Genomic DNA, 20697 nt, shown 5'->3' with positions numbered 1-20697 from the left:
GCTTCTACCACCTCTTATTATAATCATCCTGCTCCTCTATCATATCGGATATGCTGCCGGCAAGTTCAATATTGTCCGGAGCACACAGGAAGGTTTGACTGCCCAGTTTCTGGATATCTCCATTAAGGGCGTAGACTGTACCGCTAAGAAAATCGACGATTCGTTTTGCCTGATGATGGTCAACACGCTGCAAATTGAGCACGACAGCTCTCCTGTTCACAACATGATCAGCGATTTCCTGCGCTTCGTTATATGTCCTCGGCTCACAAAGAACGACTTTAGAGGACGATTGTACACTTTTCAGGCTGACAACGTTCTGATTCTGATTACGCTCTCGCCCGCTCTGTGGATACGGCTCGATTTCCTCTTGTTCGTTCGACTGTTCTTCGACGTATTCATATTCTTCATCATCTACAGTAAAGAAATTTCTCATCTTATTTTTGAAACTCATTTTCTTCACCTCGCTTATTTATATGGACCTACAAGAGCAGAACCGACCCGGATATGAGTCGCTCCTTCTTCTATCGCGATTGTGTAATCATTACTCATTCCCATGGATAAGAATGTACAAGGTGCATGCAGCATACCTGCAGCTTTCACTTCATCTCGAAGCTGCCTCAAGCCGCTGAACACACTGCGAAGTACATCTTCCTTCTCTGTATTCGGTGCCATTGTCATCAAACCGACAACTTCAATTGCCGGAAATTCTGCAAGCTGCTGGATGAAAGCTAGCGTTTCATCAGGTGACACGCCTGATTTGGTAACTTCTCCGCTCACATTGATTTGTACAAAACATTTGATTTTCTTTGCTGCCCGCTTTTGAATTTCCTTCGCAAGTGACAATCTGTCTAATGCATGCAGATAGTCCACCTGATTGATGACATCTTTTACTTTCCTTGTTTGCAGGCTGCCGATGAAATGCCATACAGCTTTTTCTCCGATAACTGCCTGCTTCTCAAGAAAACCCTCGATCCGATTCTCACCCAAATCGACAATACCGGCATCGACAGCTTCTTCTGTTCGTTCAATTGTAACATATTTCGTAACGGCAAGGAGTGTTATATCCTCGGAATTTCGGCCGGTTTTAGCCGCTGCTGCATTAATATCCTGCTGGATCTGTTTCAAGTTCTCTTGTACTGTATTCATGCCTGCTCCTCTTTCATCCCGATAAAACCGATCATCCTGCCGGTTTTTCCTTGGTCTTCCCGATGCGAATAAAATTCTGGGGAATCGTATGTACAATATGCTGCTGTAAGTATGTTTTCATCCAGAATGCCTGCTTGCAGCAGGTACAGCCGATTAAGCATCTGCAGATCCAGATAGTATCGGTTAGTTCCGCTTGGTGCTAGCACTTTAGCCCGGAATTCCTCGGGTATCTGCTGTACAATATGATCGTCCACTTCATATCTGTTCTTCGATATACATGGTCCGATCATCGCTTGTATACTTTCCTTGTTTGCTCCATTTGCACAAAGAGCTTGAACCATTTTCCCTGCCATATTAGCGACAGTTCCGCGCCAGCCAGCGTGTGCCATTCCAATCCACTCACTTGTGCTATCGAAAAAATAAAGAGGTACGCAGTCAGCAAAGAAAGCAGCTAGAAGCATACCTTTTTCATTAGTGATAAGGCCATCCACTGATGGGAGGCTATCAGTTAATTCCCGACTTCCACGACCAGCTTCATTTTTGGTGACGACTGCAATTTCCGTCCCATGGACTTGCTCACCTAATACCCACGTATCCAAAGGAAACTGAATAGCTTCGGCGAGAAGCTGACGGTTGCGGACAACATCTTCTGGCGCGTCTCCAACATGCAGCCCCATATTCAGACTATCAAAAGGTGCTTTGCTAACACCATTATATTTTGTTGTAATACCGCTAACGATGTTAGTGGGAACTGACCATCCGCCAAGCTCCATATACATCCCCTTTAGGTTGGAAGCTGTTTCTTTCATATGGTACTCACTCCTCTGATTGCTTTTATAGTACCATATTTCTGCTGTATTCTGTACAAGATTACTTGCTCGCCACTTCCGTAACAGGAGCTTGCTCAGGACTTTTGATTAGGATGACATCTGTCCCGATCGTGATGATCTGATTCCATGGAACGACTAATTCTTCTTCCTTTCCGAAGAGCCCCATCATCTTCCCGCGAAGTGTCACGATAATTGCTGATATATGACCATTTTGTTCATTAATCTCTAAATCAGACACATTCCCTACTTTTTTCCCATTCTCCATCAGAACAATATCCTTCATTTGCAATTCGGTTAGAGTCATCAATACTTAGCCCCTTTTCTTTTTTCTCTAGTCTATGCGGCCAAGCCCCAGAAATAGCATTCAAATATAAAAGAGATTGAGTAAAAAGAATTATGGCAAAACAAAAATCCGAACGGTGCAAATCTCTCAATGAATTTGCACCGTTCGGATTTTATTCAGATTAGATTATTAGTCCCGCTCCAGCACAATACTTCGCTTTCCGCGGTCCTAGGTGAGACCCCGAAGTGCGCCAGCACGGGGAGGCTCACCAGCCGCCACGGAAAGCGCAATGTATTTCCGGAGCGGCGATTTGAACTTCCAATCACGTTACTCTTAAAGCATTATTTAACTAATTAGTTATTTCCCAGACTCACTCGAACATTTGTTTATTCATCTCTTCGATTGCTGCTTTTTCCAAACGCGATACTTGTGCTTGAGATATACCGATTTCATCTGCGACTTCCATCTGTGTCTTGCCTTGGAAGAAACGCTTATTCAATATCATTTTCTCCCTTTCATTCAGACGATGCATTCCCTCTTTTAACGAAAGGTTATCAAGCCAGTTAGCATCATTTTCTGACTCACTGCGAAGCTGATCCAAAACGAATATCGGGTCACCACCATCGTTATATATCGGTTCGAACAAGGAAACCGGATCTTGGATGGCATCCATTGCAAATGTTATATCAGAAGGCTGCACGCCAAGCTCTGCAGCGATCTCTGCTGTTGTTGGATCTTTAGAAGTTTTCGCGATTAGCTGCTCACGTACTTGCAAAGCTTTGTATGCTGTATCACGCAAGGAACGTGACACACGAATCGGATTGTTATCTCTTAAGTAGCGGCGAATTTCTCCAATGATCATCGGCACTGCGTATGTAGAAAAACGCACATTATGCTTCAAATCGAAATTATCAATGGATTTCATTAGTCCAATACAGCCTACTTGAAAAAGATCGTCGACATATTCTCCTCGGTTATTGAAGCGCTGAATAACACTGAGCACGAGGCGGAGATTTCCATTGACGAGTTCTTCACGGGCTGAAATGTCGTCTTTTTGCTGCATGCGGATGAATAGCTTTTTCATTTCCTCATTTTTGAGTACTGGCAGTTTTGAAGTATCTACTCCACATATTTCTACTTTCTGTCTCGACATGTTACTTGACCTCCCGAATGAAGATACGATGCAAGCACAGTATCTCCCCGCGGGAATTTTTTTATGCAAAGACAAAAAGTACCTGACATTGTCCGACTTAGGACAAATACAGGCACCAGTAGGGCTTAGATCATTTTATTAAATTCTTTTTGCAGTCGGCGGATAATTTTTTTCTCCAGACGCGAAATGTAGGATTGAGAGATACCAAGCATGTCAGCCACATCTTTTTGCGTTTTCTCTTCCTGACCGATAAGTCCAAAGCGAAGTTCCATGATTTGCTTTTCTCTGTCATTAAGCTGTTCCAATGCTCTTTTTAATAAATTCTTATCTACATTTTTCTCGATATCCTTCGTAATGATATCATCATCTGTTCCTAGAACATCTGATAAAAGCAGTTCATTGCCATCCCAATCAATATTGAGCGGTTCATCAAAACTAATTTCTGATTTTAGTTTGCTATTACGGCGTAAATACATAAGGATTTCATTTTCGATACAGCGGGAAGCGTAAGTTGCAAGCTTGATTTTTTTCTCTGGATTGAAAGTATTCACTGCTTTGATCAAACCGATTGTCCCAATACTAATCAAATCTTCGATATTGATACCAGTGTTTTCGAACTTCCTCGCGATATACACCACTAGACGAAGATTGCGCTCGATGAGCATCGCCCTTGCAGATTTATCGCCTGTAGGCAGAAGCTGGAGCAATTTGAACTCCTCTTCTTTCGATAATGGGGGAGGCAGGGCCTCGCTACCGCCGATATAGTAGATTTCCTTTTGCTTGATTTTAAGCTTGACGAGAATCTTGTACCACCATATTTTTAGCTTCCATGCTTTCATTCCCATGTTTATCTCCCTTCTCCTTAGCCCGCTTGCGTGCTGGCATCGTGTACAAGTGACGGATGAAGCAGACAATGATAACGGCGATCTGCGGTAAGATTGCCGAATTGAATTCCAATCCAGACCCGGTCTGTTTCGATTGGGCTTTGATCCATTTCAATCAGAATGCTATCCGGCTTTAAAACCAACATAAGAGCGCCTTCTCCATTCACACCCTGATACGGAACGACAGAAAATTCATATGGCCAATCCTCCGGCAGCAAACCCAAATCCAAATTGTCGTTTGCTTGAGCTAACAGCTGCCAATCTTCTTCATTGAACCAGTTTCGTAAAAAAAGCTGATCACAGATTACGACAGGCCGCTTCGTCAACGGATCAGACAGATGATTTCCGCTATCGATGAAGCCTTCTGTTTTATGTGCAATGCCATTGATGCTAACTTGAACGGTGTAAAGCTGATCGTAACGGAATTGTTCAAAGCGCTGCTTGTCCATTCTGCTTTTAGTAAAGTACAAAGCAATCGGAAACATAATGGCTACGAAAAGCCAGCTGACGTGATCTCCGTATCCTGTGCTTACAGTCAAAAAGGAAGCAGGAGTGAATGCAGCTTGAGTCTGCAGCATATAATGGATGGCGAATAGGCTGCCGCCTGCTGCAAACGTAATAAAATAAAAAAGCAGCAGCATTTTAAGAAAACGGGTGACAGACCGGAAGCCGAAAGCAGTCCAGATGATTAGCATGGAGAAAAGTAACTTTCCCACTGGGTGGGCCAGAAAGCTATCCGGAAAATAGACTGTTACTGGAACAATAAGTGAAGCAACAACGGCGCCGGCAAATATACGAAGCTTTGGTACTTGCAACCTTGCAATTGCTTGCGTGCATAATAGCAGCAGCCAGTCCAAAAAAAGATTGAGTGTCCAGACTGCATCCAGATAGATTGTCACGTCAGCTATCCCCTTCTCCTTTAATAGATGAAGCTAGTATAACGGAGAGCCGATTCAAATGCTGTCAGTTTATGCACTCAGCACCGCACTATTTTTATGTATTTTCCTTGCTTTTTGTCTAACATTTCTTGGCATAAAAAAAAGGATAGCATCATAGGATGCTATCCTTTGAACTTATTTTCTGCGGTTGCGGTTGCGAAGGAATGTCGGGATATCCAATGTATCCTCTTCCTGCTTGCGCGGTTGCTGCTGCTGTGGAGATGGTGTTTCTCGACGCAGTTCTTCCCGCTCTCTTCTTCTTTCCGAAGTTGCCGGCTGTTGCGTGCTTTGTGTTTCTTTCTCTACCGGACGCGCTTTCGGACGAGGAGCATTCATAGCTTGCTGGATTTGAGCTTCATCAAAGCCTGTCGCAATAACAGTCACAACGATTTCATCTTTCAAATCTTCATTGATAACGGAACCGAAGATTACGTTCACTTCCTGGTCAGCTGCACTCGTTACGATATCAGCTGCTTCCTGCACTTCATACAGGCTTAGGTTCGTGCCGCCTGAGATATTCATAAGAACACCGTGTGCTCCGTCAATTGAAGTCTCTAGCAACGGAGAGCTGATAGCTTTCTTCGCAGCCTCAGTCGCGCGGTTTTCACCAGTTGCAATACCGATACCCATAAGTGCTGATCCTTTATCTGCCATGATCGTCTTCACGTCAGCAAAGTCGACGTTGATCAGACCTGGAACGGCAATTAATTCAGAAATACCTTGTACACCCTGACGAAGGACATTATCCGCTTCACGGAATGCCTCAAGCATCGGTGTGTTTTTATCAACGATTTCAAGCAAGCGGTCATTCGGGATAACGATAAGTGTATCTACGCTGCCCTTTAGTGCATCTGTTCCAGCTAAAGCCTGTGTCTGACGTTTACGTCCTTCAAATGAGAAAGGACGTGTAACGATTCCGACTGTTAGAGCGCCAAGCTCTTTAGCAATCTGTGCGATAACTGGTGCAGCACCTGTACCAGTTCCGCCTCCCATACCAGCTGTAACAAATACCATGTCAGCTCCTTGAAGAACTTCCTGGATCTGTTCTTTGCTTTCTTCTGCTGCTTTGCGACCTACTTCCGGGTTGGCACCAGCACCAAGACCACGAGTCAGTTTCGCACCAATTTGCATTTTGACATCTGCTTTAGATAGATTCAATGCCTGTGAATCAGTGTTCACTGCAATAAAATCCACACCTTGGACGCCATGTTCGATCATTCGGTTGACGGCGTTGCTTCCGCCTCCGCCGACGCCGATGACTTTTATTGTCGCTAATGTTTCCATATTTGTGTCAAACTCTAACATCTTAACGTCCTCCTATTTACAAACCGCCGTCTCCATCAATTGGTCTGACGTGTCTGTCTTAATCGAAAAAGTACTTGAACAGGTTGGCAATACCTGATTCTTTCTTTTTTTCTTCGCCTTTTTTCTTTTCTGATTTAGCAGGTTTCGCCGGTCTTCTTTCCGGCTCATCGAAGTCTCCCTCTGTTACAGCAGAGAAGATTTCCTTCCCTTGTATTCTCGCATTCCGATAGGCAAATTGCAAGATTCCGACGGCGCTTGTAAACTGCGGTTCCCGCACTCCTAGATAATCCGGGATCGCAAGTCTTACATTCGCTTGGAAGCAATCCTGTGCCAGTTCAAGCATACCTGGCATCATGGATGTTCCTCCGGTGAGGACATAGCCACCCGGGAGTTCCGGGAAGCCCATACGCTTAATTTCACTATCAGCGTATGCAAATATCTCCTCAACGCGGGCTTCTACGATATCCGCGACATCAAGCTGGGAGAAGTTTTGTTTCTTATTGCTGCCGATAATCGAAGCTTCGAATGTCTCTTCCTCCCTGGCATCATCGTAGAAAGCATGTCCATATCCAATTTTGATTTCTTCCGCTTGTTCAGAGGAAGTCTTCAGCCCGATAGATATATCCTTGCTAATATTCTCGCCGCCAAGAGGAACGACGCTAGTCGCCATAAGCTGGTCATTGCCGAACACAGAGACAGTTGTATTGCCTCCGCCGATGTCGATTAATCCGACACCAAGGTTCTTTTCATCCTCTGAAAGGGCGACAGCCCCTGCAGCCAATGGCTGCAGACATATATCCATCACTTCTAAGTTGGCTTTCTCGACGCATTTCAATAGATTATGTAAGACTGTGCGGGAACAGGTAATAATTGTACCTTCCATTTCTAATCGTACACCGATCATGCCACGCGGGTCATTGATACCGTCCAATCCATCTACGATGAACTGTTTAGGAATCACATCGACTATCTCACGTTCTGGCGGAATGGACACAACCTGCGCTGCGTCAAGTACACGTGCAATATCCTCATCGTCTATCTCTCTGGTTTCACTGGATACAGCCACCACACCATGACATGGATGCAGTTGAATCTGATTACCATTGACACCGACGACTACACGTTCGATTTGCATACCGACCATCCGCTCTGCTTGTTCAACAGCAGTACGAATCGATTGGACTGTTTGATCGATATCGACGATGGCGCCTTTTTTCAGGCCTTTAGATTTTGCCGTACCGACACCGATTATGTTAAGGGAATCCTGAAATACTTCCCCGATAATCACTTTAATATTTGATGTTCCTACATCTAAGCTGACTAAAATTTCACTGTTGTTCACGTAAGGCACCTCCTAATCCTAGAGACATGTCGCCCAGCATTGTTTTTACAATTTTGTTTCATAAATTAACATTTGTATTGAGACACGCATAATTATAACAAATTTCACGAGAAATTTTGCCTAAAAAGCGACATTCTGTAAGAATTTAGCCTAATATACTCGTATTTGATTCGACTATACCGCATATAGCCCGTTTATTCTACATAAACTGACAAAATACCATGAATTTCTGTTTATTGGCCTTCTTCTTGCTCGCTATCTTCTTTTTCCTTCTCGGCAGGCTCGAAATAGGTGCCCACTCCCATATGGAGTACACCATCGACGTCTGGATCAAGCTGTGCCGCAATACTAGGATACGCCTCCATGTTCGTGGCGAAAGTGCGGATTGTTCCTTGCACTTCCCTGCCGTCGTTCATGAATAGCTGAATGACGAATTGATTGTCTTCTGTCGGCTTGTAATGTATCTCAGATATGAGACCGGTTATAGAAGCTGGTAGCTGGCCAAGCTCTTCTGCCAGCTCTTTAAGATACTTATCATCAGAAAAACCATAGAGTGTCGGGGCATCCGAATTTGGCTGATCCCATTTCTTCTCGGAGATACTGCCATTGGTAAGCAGCGCGCGATAACTGTTATCCTGCTGCAGATACCCTACCCTCCCAAGTTCCGTCACTTTGATCGTGACAGTGGCAGGAAAGCCTCGGCTTATTGATACCTTTTCGACTTCTTCATTTTCTTCTATCCGTTTGATTGCTTCATCCTTATCAATACGCCACATATTATCTGAAGTAGTCAGTCCGCTGCTTTGAATAATAGTTTCTTTAGGCAGAAATTCATTCCCTTCCACTTCAAGACGGTGAATATTGCTTAATGGCGATTGCAGATACACAATGATGAAGATTAGTACGAAGAAAATAGACAAGTAGAATATAAGTCGTCTATTCGCCTTTTTCTTTCTCGCTTGTTTTAATTTCGGGATACGGTCTTCGATGGAAACAATTTTCTTTTTTTCGCTCATTTCCTCTTCTTCCTATGCTGTACAGTCGAAAAACTGCTTGTATTGTAATTATAAAATTATAACACATTCATATAGCGGAAAGAGTCAGTAACCAACAAATTGTAAATAATCCGCCTTTTAAAAAGGTTTCTTTACCTAATTACATAAGAAGCCGCCAATCTCCTTCTTCAATGGGGCAAAGAAATGAAAACTTCTATCCATTCTTTTACTCTTTAATTTCGTCTCCACTACTATTATTCTTTCCCATTCTACCATTACATTCGTTCCAACGTATGTTGTTTTGTCGGTCAAGCCTCGTTTTTTTCATGCGGAAAAACTATCCATTTCATATTTAAAAGGAGTTTAGCTATGTAAATAATCGTGTTGCAGAAAAAAGAAACCTCTTATTAAGAGGTTTCTCCCCACAAATCATCTGAAATACCAATAAGCTGGTTTGCAAGAATTTCACGAGCGAGATTGTTGGAAGGCCCCATTACAATACCCGCTCTGGCATCACGGTAAAACCTCTCCAGCTTACCGATTTTATACCCATAACCTCCGGTAATGTCCATGGCAATCTGTGCAATCTCATTTACCGTATCTGAAGCATATATTTTAAATGACAGTAAATCCTGCTGTGTAGCGATACTTAACTTTCCAGATCCATTTTTAAACTGTTGATCAATTTTGTCTCGAAGCTGATTTAACCAGGCAGTGAGCCCTTTGTGTTTAATTACTGCTTTAGCAAGCAGACTGCGGATAACCTGATAGTCTCCAAGGCTTTTTCCAACATCATGGTGATGATTCCGCTTTACGTATTCTGTAACTATATCAATAATTCCACCAGCCAGTCCTGTCCAGACAGAGCCCAGGCCAAGCAAATATGCAATACTTGTTTCCACGATTGCACGACCAGACCCTTCACTCCCGAGCAGATTTTCTTTCGGCACTTGCACGCTGTTGAGCGTGAGCGAAGAGCTATGGTTCCCTCTCACCCCGAGTGCATCCCAGCTCCCATAGCTTAAACCAGGGTTCGTTCCTTCAATGATAAAATAACTTATATCATCAGTTGTAGAAGCATCTGGTGAACCAGTTTGGACAATATAGAAATCGGCAAAACCGCTGCTTGTCGTAAAAGATTTTTCTAGATTCAGCTCATATCCATCCGGCGTGCGTTTTGCTCGGCTCGTGTTAATCCAGTATCTGCCTCCAGAAGTTCTTTCACTTGTCGAGGTTGTCCCAAAGTACCCCTCTTGTACCGGTTTCAGCCACTTATCCTGCTGCTCCTTTGTTCCGAACCGGTAAATCGCATCGGCAGCTTCCACATGCATCGTGTAAACAAGACCAGTGGAGGGACAATGGCTCGCGATTTTTTCTGCTACTATTGAAAATGCTTTAAATCCTGCATGAAGACCGCCTAAATGTTCAGGCAGCAAAATACCGTTTAATCCTTTTACCGCCAGCTCCTGCATGTTTGCTTTAGGAAATATTTTCTCCCGGTCGAGCCGATCTGCAGAGGGGGCAATTGTCTGGTCAACTATTTCATCTAGCAATGCATAAATGGTTTCTAATTTCGATTCTGTTTTATTTATCACGTCATTACACCGTTTGCTTTCCTTGTTCCTGGACTGTTTTTCCGATCTGACGCGCTGGATGATAATCTGGCAGTCTCTTATTTCCGCTCAAATTTTCGCGGAATGTAGCACCTTCATAATTCTTTCTGATTCTGCCACGCCTCTGTAAAATCGGCACTACATAATCAGCTAGATCTTTAAACGTTCCAGGAGTCACCGCGTACGCTATATTAAACCCATCAACGCCAGTCTTTTCAACCCAATCCTCCATTGCATCAGCAACTTGTACCGGTGTGCCAGCGACTACAGGACCAATTCCTCCTATACCTACAAATTCAGCCACTTCGCGGACAGTCCATTTCTTATTCGGATCAATCTTCGTGAACGTCTCCACCGCTGAATGAATTGCCTCATTCTCAACAAAACGAAGCTCTTCGTCTGGGTCATATTCGGAAAAATCAATGCCGGTCCAGCCACCGAGTAATACCAGACCTCCTTCATAGCTTGCATGACTGCGATACTCTGCCAGTTTTTCCTGTGCAGACTCCTCTGTCTCAGCCACAATTGGAGTAAATAGACTCATCACTTTTATCTCTTCTGGATCACGCCCTTGACGTTTTGTCTCCTCGCGCAGCTTGTCTACATAGCTCTTTGTAACAGTAACCGTCGGCGTACTTATAAAGACACACTCCGCATGCTTGGCGGCAAATGCCCTGCCTTTTGAAGATGATCCCGCCTGAAATAGCACTGGTGTCCGTTGCGGAGAAGGTTCAGACAGATGCGCTCCTGGAACAGTGTAATACGTGCCATTGTGGTGAATATCATGCACCTTTTCTGGATTAGTGTACACTTTCCTATCTGTATCTCGAACTACTGCATCGTCTTCCCAACTGCCTTCCCAAAGCTTATAGCATACTTCTAAGTATTCCTCAGCAATAGTATAGCGCTCGTCATGTTTAATTTGCGTATCCAAACCTAGGTTTCTAGCTGCACTTTCTAAATAGGATGTAACAATATTCCAGCCTACACGGCCTTTCGTTAAATGATCCAACGTAGAGACGCGACGCGCAAAGCTGTATGGATGCTCATACGTAACAGACGCTGTAACACCAAAACCTAGATGCTTTGTGACTTGAGCCATCGCCGGCACAACGAGCAGCGGATCATTTACCGGCACCTGGGCTGCCTGACGGACTGCTCCCTCCCGGGAGTTCTGATAAACGTCGTATGTTCCAAGTACGTCCGCCAAAAATAATGCATCAAACTGGCCACGCTCCAATATTTGCGCAAGATCCGTCCAATACTCCAAATCTTTGTAGCGATGTGCCTGATCGTCAGGATGTGTCCATAACCCCGGTGATTGATGTCCAACGCAATTCATATCAAAAGCATTCAAATAGATCCGTTTATTCGTCATTTGAAAATCCTCCTTTAGTTATCTAACAGCAAGTTCTTCTGTAGCATGTACTTGTGCTTTCGAAGCAGGGGCAAGAAATGGCGTTAACAGAAAACTAAGTGCATACAAAATGGCAAATCCCCAGACCACACCAACAATTCCTAAGTAATTGTTCAGTACCCCGACAAGCACCGGACCAAGAAACTGACTGGCTCCTGCACCTAAATTAAGTACAGAGATCGCTGCCCCGCGGTTGGCAGGAGCAAGCGTCGGTAATATAGCAGACAGCGGAACAAAAGCTGCAATTGCGGCACCGAAAAGAATTGCGTTCAGTACAAGCAGCGGAATGTTTGCTCCGAATGCTGCCGGAATGTAGTAGTAAAGCAAAGAACAAACAGCTGCTCCCACACAGCCAAACCAACGGACTACCTTAACCCAGCCAATTCGGTCACCTATCATCCCAAATAACACACCAGCTGCCATATTGCTGACGGACTGAATCGCCCAAAGCTGAAGCCATTGACTTGTAGATATATCTAAGAAACTAGTGAAAAATCCCGGCATTACAACAACATAGCCATACCATCCTGCTGTGTTTATCGTTCGAAGCAAGCCACCGGCAGCAACACGTGGACTTACCCAAAGAATCGTAATTCCTTTTAGCGCTTCTGCCCACTTATTATCCGAATTCTGATCCTGAATCCTGACTCCATTGCGATCTTTGTCATCCACTAACGCAACACCTAGAATCCCTCCAAGGATAATCCAGATAAGAGAGCTCCAAAGCGTAGCCATTTCTCCGATGAACGGAAGCAGAATACTCGGATAATACGAGCCAAGAAAACCGATACCGCCAGCAAACATAAAGAAGAACCAACCCATTGCTGTTGCAAGCTTATGCTTTTCTGTACGGTAGGCGATCCAAACAATAAAAGCAAAAGCAAACAACGGGTAGCCAAAACCGCGCAGACCATACATGATCACCATCATAGAAAAGCTTTCCAAGTAAAGACCCAGATAAAGAAAGCCGATTTCAAAAACAACCCATGTCACCAGCCCGATCAGCATCGTCCTTCGCGGTCCTATGACTTCCCCAAGCACACCAGCAAGCCAAGAAGCCAGTGTGAGTACGATTCCGTAAGCACTGAACATAATTGCTGACTGATTGGTAGTGAATCCTATGTCGACCACATACTTAGACAGAAATGCCTGTTCAATGCCGTCCCCAGTCATGAACAACAAAATTGCCAGCAGCCCGCCAATGACTTGAATCGGAATACCAAATAATGTTTTCTTTGCTCCCATCACTTTCCTCCTTTACTTCACGGCACTGGCAGCATGATTACGGCGAATAGATTCAACAAGCTGATTCGCCTGCCTGTTAATTCTTACACCGGTTTCTTCGTCCGCCACTGGCTGATTTGGGTTCTCTTTATTGATATGGTGATCGCATAAATATACTCCCTGTAAAGGCTCTCCTTTTAGATTCGCGATTAGCGGCTTTAATGCATAATCTATCGCAAGCAAATGTGCCGGGCTGCCGCCTGTCATGATCGGAAGTACCGGCTTATTCTTAAACGCGTCCTGAGGCAGTAGATCAAGTAAAGCTTTTAATACGCCGGTATAAGCTGCTTTGTATACAGGTGAAGCAATAATTAATCCTTTGGCACTGCTGACGGTTTGACCTGCTTCCACAATAGCCGGACTGTCGAATCTTGCATAAATCAGATCCTCCGCAGCAAAATCGGTAACGCTGATCTCCTTCACAGAATAGCCTTGGGCTTCCGCCAGTTTCCCTGCATAATTTGCTGCCAGCTGCGATCTTGAATGTTTGGATGGACTGCCTGTTAGAATGATAATGTCTGTCATTTGTCAATTCTCCTTTTTTTGTAGTAGAGTGACTAAACGAAAAAAAGCTCTCTTTTCCGAAGAAAAGAGAGCTTGAGATAATCGCCCGCACTCTTATCTTCCAAGAAATTAATCTTGCTGGATTTAGCACCTTTCTGACATAATCAGAGGTTGCTGAAGCTTCATCGGGCCAGTCCCTCGGCTTCTCTTGATAAGAACTATATGAAATTGTTTACAATGATACGTGCGTTACTAATAAATGTCAACGGTAATTTTCTAAAAATTTTTAATATAGTACTTTTTTCTTGCAGATTATTTATACTTAAACTGTTCCGTTTGCTTCTCATGTGATCATAGTCCCTGCATGGCATACATTTCATTCTGTTTTAGCTACATATCTAGGTGAACCTCTCCAAAGCTCTGTCGGAAGTTAACTTTATTCAAGATTTCAGCATTCACGTAGCATATGTTTTCAGAGTTTACTATACCTGCTGACATTCAATAGGATGCCGACAGAGCTAAGCGTAAGCGTAAGTGAAGATCCACCGTAGCTTAAAAACGGCAGCGTAATACCAGTAACTGGAATCAAGCCTATTACAACACTGATATTGATCATGCATTGGATAGCAATCATACCAGTGATACCTAATGCCAGCAGACTACTGAAGCCATCAGGCGCCCGAAGCGCAACTTGTATGCCTCGCCACAGAAACAGCAGGAAGAGAAGCATAACACCTGCGCCGCCAATAAACCCTAGCTCCTCTGCTAGAATGGCAAAGATGAAATCCGTCTGCGGCTCTGGCAAGTAGAAGAATTTTTGCAGACTATTGCCTAACCCCAGCCCCATTAACCCGCCAGGTCCAATCGCATATAGGGATTGGATGATCTGGAATCCTTCCCCTAACGGATCTTCCCACGGATCCAGAAAAGCTGTGATACGCTGAATTCGATATGGCGCAGACAAGATGAGCGCCGCGAAAGCACCTAGCCCTAAAATACCTAGACCAACGAAGTGTGAGATTCTGGCTCCGCTCACTAAAATCATCACCATACAGGTAAGTACAAGTACTACACCAGTTCCCAGATCCGGCTGGAGCATGATCATACCGAAAGCTGTAAAAACGAGTAAGAGCGAGGGCAGGAATCCTTGTCTCAAGGAAGTTATATATTTCTGCTTAGCCGAAAGATAGACAGCTAAATAGATGATCAAGCCCAGCTTCGTAAATTCAGAAGGCTGGATACTGAAGGCCCCTACCCCTATCCAGCTCCTTGCACCACCACGGACCAATCCGACTCCTGGAATCAAGACAGCAATGAGCAAAACAAAGCAAATCAAAAGTAAAACCTTCGCATATTTCCGCCAAATCTCATAATGCAACCTGGAAATGACCAGCATAGCTCCTAAACCAACACCGGCGAACAATAGCTGCCGCTTGGCAAAAAAGAAGCTATCGTCAAATTTATATTCCGCCCATACAGCAGAAGCACTATACACCATGATGATACCGATTGTCAGTAGGCCTCCGATAGAGAAGAGCAATAGCCAGTCCGTCTTCGGAAGATTAGATTTACGCAAAGAAAAACCCCATTTCCTTGGATTGGAATTGGGGGTCCGCATGCAGCGAAGCGGCTGAGCAGGACAAGCCCCTACTCTAAGGTATGCACCGCTTCAACAAACATGTCTCCTCTTTCTTCAAATGTACGGTACTGATCCCAGCTTGCACAAGCTGGAGACAGCATAATTACATCGCCGCTTTCAGAGATGCGATAAGCAATTTCAGCTGCCTCTTTGACATCCTTCGCATGTTCGATAAGCTCGATCCCAGCCATATAAGCAGTCTCTCGCAATTTTTCAGCTGTTTCACCAAAGACGATCAATGCTTTCACATGTTCCATGAACGGAACAAGTGTCTCAAACGTATTACCGCGATCCAAACCGCCTGCAAGCAGAATGATCGGCTGATCGAACGATGATAATGCCTTGGAAGTTGCTAATATATTAGTAGCTTTTGAATCGTTATAGAATGCCCGACCATTGATGTGCTTGATATACTGCAGCCGATGCTCAACGCCTGAAAAAGTCTTCAATACTTGCTGAATACCTTCATTAGTTGCTCCTGCTAGCTTAGCAGCAGCTAAGGCAGCGAGTATATTCTCCAGCTGGTGGCCACCGACAAGCAAGATATCTTTCATTTCAGCTATCGGTTCATCTTTGAAATACACATGTGTATCATCATACCATGCACCATCTTCCAGCTTTCTTGAACCAGAAAAAGGAACAAGTGTTGCTTTTGCTGCTTTGACAATGTCACGAAGGCGCTCATCTTCCGCATTATAAACAAGATAGTCGCCTGCATCTTGATTACGGAAAATATTCGCTTTCGCTTGTTGATAGTTTTCAAGAGAATGGTGATAATCCAAATGTGCTTCAAAAATGTTAAGCATAACGCTTATGTTCGGACGGAACTGATCAATACCTTGGAGCTGGAAAGATGAAAGCTCCAAAACAAGCCGGTCATCTTCTGTTGTCCTGTCGGCAACTTCGGATGCGGCTGTACCGATATTCCCAGCTACGTACGTACTTACTTGACTTTCTTTAAGCATCTCATAAGCAAGCGTTGTCGTCGTAGTCTTACCATTTGATCCGGTAATACCGATCAAAGTGCCCTTATGAAGCAATCCAGCAAGTTCAACTTCTGTCAGCACTGGAATATTTCTTTCCATTGCTGTTTGAACGATCACATTTTCATAACGAATACCTGGGTTCTTGATCAAGACATCAATATCTTCCAGGAGTTCTACTTCTTGCACACCAAGTTTCACTTGAGCACCTTTTTGCTCTAAAATTTGGACCAGTTCTTCTTGATTGGATGCATTCAGGTCACTAACCCGAACATTGCGTCCGTGGGCAAGCAATGTGCTGGCAGCAGCAAATCCACTCTTGGCCAAACCTAGTACAAGCACGTTCTGATATGGGAATTTGGTTTCAAAATCACTCATCATAATCCCACCTTCATGTAAACACCGATGACAGCGAATAATAGTCCTACAGCCCAGAATGTCGTTACAACACGCCATTCTGACCAACCGGACAGTTCATAGTGATGGTGAAGCGGGCTCATTTTGAAGACCCGTTTTCCGGTCGTTTTGAAGGAAATGACCTGTATCATTACTGAAAGTGTCTCGATAACGAAAACACCGCCGATGACAATCAGCAGGATTTCCATTTTAGTGAGGATAGCCACTGCTGCAATGGCGCCGCCGAGTCCCAGTGATCCGGTGTCTCCCATAAATACCTTTGCAGGATGCGCATTGAATACAAGGAATCCAAGCAAAGCTCCGACTACCGCCAATGAGAATACAGTAATTTGTGTCTGCTGTACATCATAGTACGCTACTACAGCGAAAGCTCCGAATGCAATCGCAGCAGTACCTGCCAAGAGACCGTCCAGTCCATCTGTCAAATTGACAGCATTGGATGCGCCGACAAGCATAACAAGAATCAAGAAGAAATAACCCCATCCGAGGTCCCACTGAATCGATGTTCCCGGAATCTGTATGTAAGTACCGAAATCATTGTATCGAAGCAGTGCATAAAAAACGATCGCAATAATGATCTGGCCGATCATTTTTTGCTTGGACGTTAATCCAAGATTACGTTTCATTGCCACTTTGATATAGTCATCCAGGAATCCTAGCAAACCGTATCCGATTAATACGAATAATAGCAGCCACGTTTCCAAGCTAATATGGATATTGCCTATTGCATGCATGATCCATGTAGATACGACAATGCTGATCATGATCATCACGCCGCCCATCGTCGGTGTACCCGACTTTTTCATATGGGATTTTGGTCCTTCCTCACGAATACTCTGACCGAATTTCAACCTGCGCAGAAATGGTATGATTATTGGAGAAATAAGGACGGTGACGATGAATGCTACTGCAATTGTCACAAGTAATAATGCCACGTTCATTGATGTTTTCCTCCTTTAAAAAGCACCCGTCCAGTGTATTACTGGCGCCAGTGGCGCCATGTTTCTAATTACCAGCTATTAATTCTCTTCCATAACAGCGATTGTGTCAAGTATGGATTCAAGCTTCATGCCGCGTGATGCTTTCAGCAGAACGATTGTATCCTGCTGCAGCAATGGCAACACTGCCTTAGCCAAGGATTCCTTGTCGCCGAAGTGAACGGCTGTAATTGGTGTATCTTTTAATGCATCGGTAATTTCATCCGCATCCTCACCAATCGTAAATACATGCGTAGTATCCGCGGTGATAGCTTCTGCAATGTCCCGATGATAGCGTTTGGATTCGGTACCTATTTCATAGATATCCCCAAGCACGAGAATACGTCTGGCAAACGGCAGACCCTGTACTGTCCCAATGGCTGCTTTCATCGAAGTTGGAGAAGCGTTATATGCATCATTGATAATTTTACTTCCATTCTTACCCGCAAGCTGTTCCATACGCATTCCTGTCATTGACGGAGTAAGCAATGCATGCTGGATTAGCTGCTGATCGACACCCAGCTCTTTTCCGAGCACGATTGCATAGCCCGCATTCCGTACATTATGCGCACCAAGCAAAGAAAATGTGTAATTTTCACCGTTCACTGAAAAAGCAGTCGCTGCATCAAGTGTCTGCTCAATCTTGAGCTGCTGTTTATTATGCTCTTCAAAGCCGCACGTGATTGTTGTCTCTTTATCGTGATGGAACGCAAGCAGAGGCTCATCTCCATCAATAATCAACACGCCATCTTCAGCTAAGCCAGCTGTAATCTCACTCTTTGCTTTGGCAATGCCTTCTCTTGAACCGAGAAATTCGATATGCGACTCCCCGATATTTGTAATGATTGCATAGTCCGGCTGCGCAATTTGCGACAATAGCTCGATTTCACCGAAGTTACTCATACCCATTTCTAAAACAAGCACTTCACAGGAAGGCTGCATAGATAATACAGTGAGTGGCAAACCGATATGATTATTAAGATTACCTTTGGTCGCCAGCACTTCATATTTTTCTTTCAAAACGCTAGTAACTAGATCTTTTGTAGTCGTTTTTCCGTTCGAACCGGTGATGCCGACAACAATTGGATCAATTGCTTCGCGATGGGCTTTAGCTAGTCTTTGTAATGCTTCCAGCGTATCATCTACCAAGAACAGCACAATACTCGAAGCAGCTTCTGGAATCGGTAATGTTCTGTCCCACAAGGAAGCAACTGCCCCCTGTGCTACTGCCTGTTCAATGAAAGCATGTGCATCGAATCGTTCTCCCCTGATTGGGACAAATAAACTGTCTGTGGCTTCTTTTCTGCTATCGGTATTCACTTCTGCAATGATGAATTCCTGCTGCTTCGTCGCATCTGGGAACACTTCATATAGGAAATCACTTGAAAATAGCATGGTCATTCTCCTAATCCCAATCTTTTGATGGCTTCTGCTGCGACAAGACGATCATCGAAATCAAGTACTTGATTTCCTACGATTTGATATGTCTCATGCCCTTTCCCCGCTATCAAGACGATATCACCATCTCCGGCGATTTCGATGGCATGCCGAATTGCTTCCGTCCGGTCTGGGACAATTACATACTGATTGGATTCCAATCCTTGGACCATATCCTCAAGGATATCTTGCGGATCCTCAGAACGCGGATTATCTGCAGTGAAGATAGATGTATCAGAATACTGGACAGCTTTTCCTGCCATAAGCGGGCGTTTTGTCTTATCGCGGTCACCGCCACAACCTACTACAGTTATTATACTGCCCTTCACGATTGATTTTATCGTCGTTAGGACATTCTCCAACGAATCCGGTGTATGTGCATAGTCAACAATTACCCCAAATGACTGTCCAGCCATGACAGGCTCAAATCGACCCGCTACGCCAGTCGTCTCTTGTAATGTGCTGCAAATGGTCTCAAACGGAATACCGCTGCACATAGCCGCTCCTACAGCAGCAAGCATATTATATACATTAAATTTACCCATCAGCTTACTCGTAATTCTTGCTTCACCCTTTGGTGTTTGAAGTAAGAAAGTCGTACCATTGGAAGCCAGCTGTATATCCTTGGCCATAATGTCTGCTTCCTTTTCAATCCCGTATGTGCAAATTGGTTGTGCAGTTGATTTAGTCAATGCTTCTGCATAACGATCATCTGAATTGATTACTGCGTATTTTGGATGCTCTGGGTCAAAGGTATTACCTAGCTGCGAGAATAAAAGACTTTTTGCATGGAAATAATCCTCAAAGCTTTCATGATAATCAAGATGATCCTGAGAGAGATTCGTGAATACAGCGATATCAAAATCAGTGCCATGCACTCTACCCATGTCCAAAGCGTGAGAAGATACTTCAATGACAGCTGTATCGACACCTTGATCGACCATCTTGCGGAATCCTTTTTGCAGGAACAGCGCATCCGGTGTTGTATTTTTCACTGGAAACGTATCGTCCTTGATCTTCATTTGAATCGTACCAATCACACCAGTAGCTTCCTCGTTAGCACGGAATATACTTTCCAGCAAATACGTCATGCTCGTCTTGCCATTGGTACCAGTGATACCGATTACCCGCATATCTTTCGATGGGTAAGCATAAAAAGCATTTGCTAATGGAGCCAAAGCGCGAAGTGTGTCTTTTACTAGAATGACTGGAATAGAAACATCCAGTGGACGTTCGGCTAAAATAGCCGCTGCCCCTTGCTCCTCGGCCTGTCTGGCAAACGTATGTCCGTCGACTACGGCTCCGTCTATGCATATGAATAGATTGCCAGATTTAATTTCCCGGGAATCGATTGTTAATCCGGTAATGTCGATTTCTTTATGAGCCGCCTGCTGTTCATAGAAAGGCAGTGCGGATAAAAGTACTGCTAGTTTCAAAGTTGCCACGTCCTTCATTTATCCTTACAAAATGCAAAGTAATATTATTTTGATTGATTGAGGCGTAAAAACCTTTCCCCATTATACCAGAATTTATGTCCGCAGGAATGGTTC

19 protein-coding genes and 1 riboswitch are annotated in these 20697 nt (G+C 44.2%); all 19 genes read right to left on the bottom strand.

Annotation, left to right across the window (positions count from 1 at the left end; genetic code table 11):
• Positions 1–4: 4 nt before the first annotated feature.
• Complete coding sequence (locus CHH48_RS01205) at positions 5–451, bottom strand: cell division protein SepF (protein WP_095217535.1); 447 nt, start codon at positions 449–451, stop codon at positions 5–7.
• Positions 452–465: 14 nt separating this feature from the next.
• Positions 466–1146, bottom strand: coding sequence for a YggS family pyridoxal phosphate-dependent enzyme (locus tag CHH48_RS01200; RefSeq protein ID WP_095217534.1), 681 nt, complete (start codon positions 1144–1146; stop codon positions 466–468).
• The gene (gene pgeF / locus CHH48_RS01195) at positions 1143–1955 is read right to left on the bottom strand and encodes a peptidoglycan editing factor PgeF (RefSeq protein ID WP_245840270.1); all 813 of its coding nucleotides are present in this window, start codon (positions 1953–1955) and stop codon (positions 1143–1145) included. The genes CHH48_RS01200 and pgeF overlap by 4 nt, the downstream gene beginning before the upstream one ends.
• A 61-nt stretch (positions 1956–2016) precedes the next feature.
• Positions 2017–2280, bottom strand: a complete 264-nt coding sequence (locus CHH48_RS01190) for a YlmC/YmxH family sporulation protein (protein ID WP_095217533.1) — start codon at positions 2278–2280, stop codon at positions 2017–2019.
• Positions 2281–2629: 349 nt separating this feature from the next.
• Positions 2630–3412 carry an RNA polymerase sporulation sigma factor SigG gene (sigG, locus tag CHH48_RS01185; RefSeq protein WP_095217532.1) on the bottom strand — a complete coding sequence of 261 codons (783 nt, stop codon included), beginning with the start codon at positions 3410–3412 and terminating at the stop codon, positions 2630–2632.
• Positions 3413–3537: 125 nt separating this feature from the next.
• Positions 3538–4251: an RNA polymerase sporulation sigma factor SigE gene (gene sigE / locus CHH48_RS01180; protein WP_095218062.1), complete on the bottom strand. Its 714-nt coding sequence runs from the start codon at positions 4249–4251 to the stop codon at positions 3538–3540.
• 23 nt (positions 4252–4274) lie between these two features.
• Positions 4275–5195 (bottom strand): sigma-E processing peptidase SpoIIGA, encoded by a 921-nt coding sequence (spoIIGA, locus tag CHH48_RS01175; protein WP_095217531.1) that lies wholly within the window; start codon positions 5193–5195, stop codon positions 4275–4277.
• 174 nt (positions 5196–5369) lie between these two features.
• The gene (gene ftsZ / locus CHH48_RS01170; RefSeq protein ID WP_095217530.1) at positions 5370–6539 is read right to left on the bottom strand and encodes a cell division protein FtsZ; all 1170 of its coding nucleotides are present in this window, start codon (positions 6537–6539) and stop codon (positions 5370–5372) included.
• Positions 6540–6597: 58 nt separating this feature from the next.
• Complete coding sequence (gene ftsA / locus CHH48_RS01165) at positions 6598–7881, bottom strand: cell division protein FtsA (protein WP_095217529.1); 1284 nt, start codon at positions 7879–7881, stop codon at positions 6598–6600.
• Between the two features lie 233 nt (positions 7882–8114).
• A complete protein-coding gene (locus tag CHH48_RS01160; protein WP_095217528.1) occupies positions 8115–8897 on the bottom strand; it encodes a cell division protein FtsQ/DivIB in 783 nt (260 codons plus the stop codon).
• A 386-nt stretch (positions 8898–9283) separates the two neighbouring features.
• Positions 9284–10471 (bottom strand): acyl-CoA dehydrogenase family protein, encoded by a 1188-nt coding sequence (locus tag CHH48_RS01155; RefSeq protein WP_095217527.1) that lies wholly within the window; start codon positions 10469–10471, stop codon positions 9284–9286.
• Between the two features lie 4 nt (positions 10472–10475).
• Positions 10476–11867, bottom strand: a complete 1392-nt coding sequence (locus CHH48_RS01150) for an LLM class flavin-dependent oxidoreductase (protein ID WP_095217526.1) — start codon at positions 11865–11867, stop codon at positions 10476–10478.
• Positions 11868–11885: 18 nt separating this feature from the next.
• Positions 11886–13151 (bottom strand): MFS transporter, encoded by a 1266-nt coding sequence (locus tag CHH48_RS01145; protein ID WP_217903009.1) that lies wholly within the window; start codon positions 13149–13151, stop codon positions 11886–11888.
• Between the two features lie 12 nt (positions 13152–13163).
• Entirely contained in the window at positions 13164–13715 is a 552-nt protein-coding gene (ssuE, locus tag CHH48_RS01140; protein WP_095217525.1) for an NADPH-dependent FMN reductase, read from the bottom strand.
• Positions 13716–13805: 90 nt separating this feature from the next.
• A riboswitch (SAM riboswitch) is annotated at positions 13806–13912 on the bottom strand.
• 254 nt (positions 13913–14166) lie between these two features.
• Positions 14167–15270, bottom strand: a complete 1104-nt coding sequence (gene spoVE / locus CHH48_RS01135; protein ID WP_255212156.1) for a stage V sporulation protein E — start codon at positions 15268–15270, stop codon at positions 14167–14169.
• 71 nt (positions 15271–15341) lie between these two features.
• Positions 15342–16694: a UDP-N-acetylmuramoyl-L-alanine--D-glutamate ligase gene (gene murD, locus CHH48_RS01130; protein ID WP_095217523.1), complete on the bottom strand. Its 1353-nt coding sequence runs from the start codon at positions 16692–16694 to the stop codon at positions 15342–15344.
• On the bottom strand, positions 16694–17674 hold the full coding sequence (gene mraY, locus CHH48_RS01125; RefSeq protein WP_038559955.1) for a phospho-N-acetylmuramoyl-pentapeptide-transferase: 981 nt from the start codon (positions 17672–17674) through the stop codon (positions 16694–16696). Before mraY ends, murD begins: the two co-directional genes overlap by 1 nt.
• Positions 17675–17752: 78 nt before the next feature.
• On the bottom strand, positions 17753–19105 hold the full coding sequence (locus CHH48_RS01120) for a UDP-N-acetylmuramoyl-tripeptide--D-alanyl-D-alanine ligase (protein WP_095217522.1): 1353 nt from the start codon (positions 19103–19105) through the stop codon (positions 17753–17755).
• Between the two features lie 2 nt (positions 19106–19107).
• The gene (locus CHH48_RS01115) at positions 19108–20583 is read right to left on the bottom strand and encodes a UDP-N-acetylmuramoyl-L-alanyl-D-glutamate--2,6-diaminopimelate ligase (RefSeq protein WP_095218060.1); all 1476 of its coding nucleotides are present in this window, start codon (positions 20581–20583) and stop codon (positions 19108–19110) included.
• Positions 20584–20697 lie beyond the last annotated feature (114 nt).

Origin of the sequence: Terribacillus saccharophilus (assembly GCF_002272075.1) — a bacterium.
In the GTDB taxonomy this organism is placed as follows: Bacteria; Bacillota; Bacilli; order Bacillales; family Amphibacillaceae; genus Terribacillus; species Terribacillus saccharophilus_A.
Note: the sequence above shows the minus strand (reverse complement) of the source record. Positions and strands in the feature narration are given on the sequence as shown.

Excerpts from the sequence above, each read along its gene's own strand:
- murD (WP_095217523.1), bottom strand. The coding sequence starts at position 16,694 with ATGAGTGATTTTGAAACCAAATTCCCATATCAGAACGTGCTTGTACTA.
- ftsZ (WP_095217530.1), bottom strand. The coding sequence starts at position 6,539 with ATGTTAGAGTTTGACACAAATATGGAAACATTAGCGACAATAAAAGTC.
- CHH48_RS01205 (WP_095217535.1), bottom strand. The coding sequence starts at position 451 with ATGAGTTTCAAAAATAAGATGAGAAATTTCTTTACTGTAGATGATGAA.
- CHH48_RS01120 (WP_095217522.1), bottom strand. The coding sequence starts at position 19,105 with ATGCTATTTTCAAGTGATTTCCTATATGAAGTGTTCCCAGATGCGACG.
- CHH48_RS01160 (WP_095217528.1), bottom strand. The coding sequence starts at position 8,897 with ATGAGCGAAAAAAAGAAAATTGTTTCCATCGAAGACCGTATCCCGAAA.
- sigG (WP_095217532.1), bottom strand. The coding sequence starts at position 3,412 with ATGTCGAGACAGAAAGTAGAAATATGTGGAGTAGATACTTCAAAACTG.
- sigE (WP_095218062.1), bottom strand. The coding sequence starts at position 4,251 with ATGAAAGCATGGAAGCTAAAAATATGGTGGTACAAGATTCTCGTCAAG.
- CHH48_RS01150 (WP_095217526.1), bottom strand. The coding sequence starts at position 11,867 with ATGACGAATAAACGGATCTATTTGAATGCTTTTGATATGAATTGCGTT.
- pgeF (WP_245840270.1), bottom strand. The coding sequence starts at position 1,955 with ATGAAAGAAACAGCTTCCAACCTAAAGGGGATGTATATGGAGCTTGGC.
- CHH48_RS01200 (WP_095217534.1), bottom strand. The coding sequence starts at position 1,146 with ATGAATACAGTACAAGAGAACTTGAAACAGATCCAGCAGGATATTAAT.
- CHH48_RS01190 (WP_095217533.1), bottom strand. The coding sequence starts at position 2,280 with ATGACTCTAACCGAATTGCAAATGAAGGATATTGTTCTGATGGAGAAT.
- mraY (WP_038559955.1), bottom strand. The coding sequence starts at position 17,674 with ATGAACGTGGCATTATTACTTGTGACAATTGCAGTAGCATTCATCGTC.
- CHH48_RS01145 (WP_217903009.1), bottom strand. The coding sequence starts at position 13,151 with ATGGGAGCAAAGAAAACATTATTTGGTATTCCGATTCAAGTCATTGGC.
- ssuE (WP_095217525.1), bottom strand. The coding sequence starts at position 13,715 with ATGACAGACATTATCATTCTAACAGGCAGTCCATCCAAACATTCAAGA.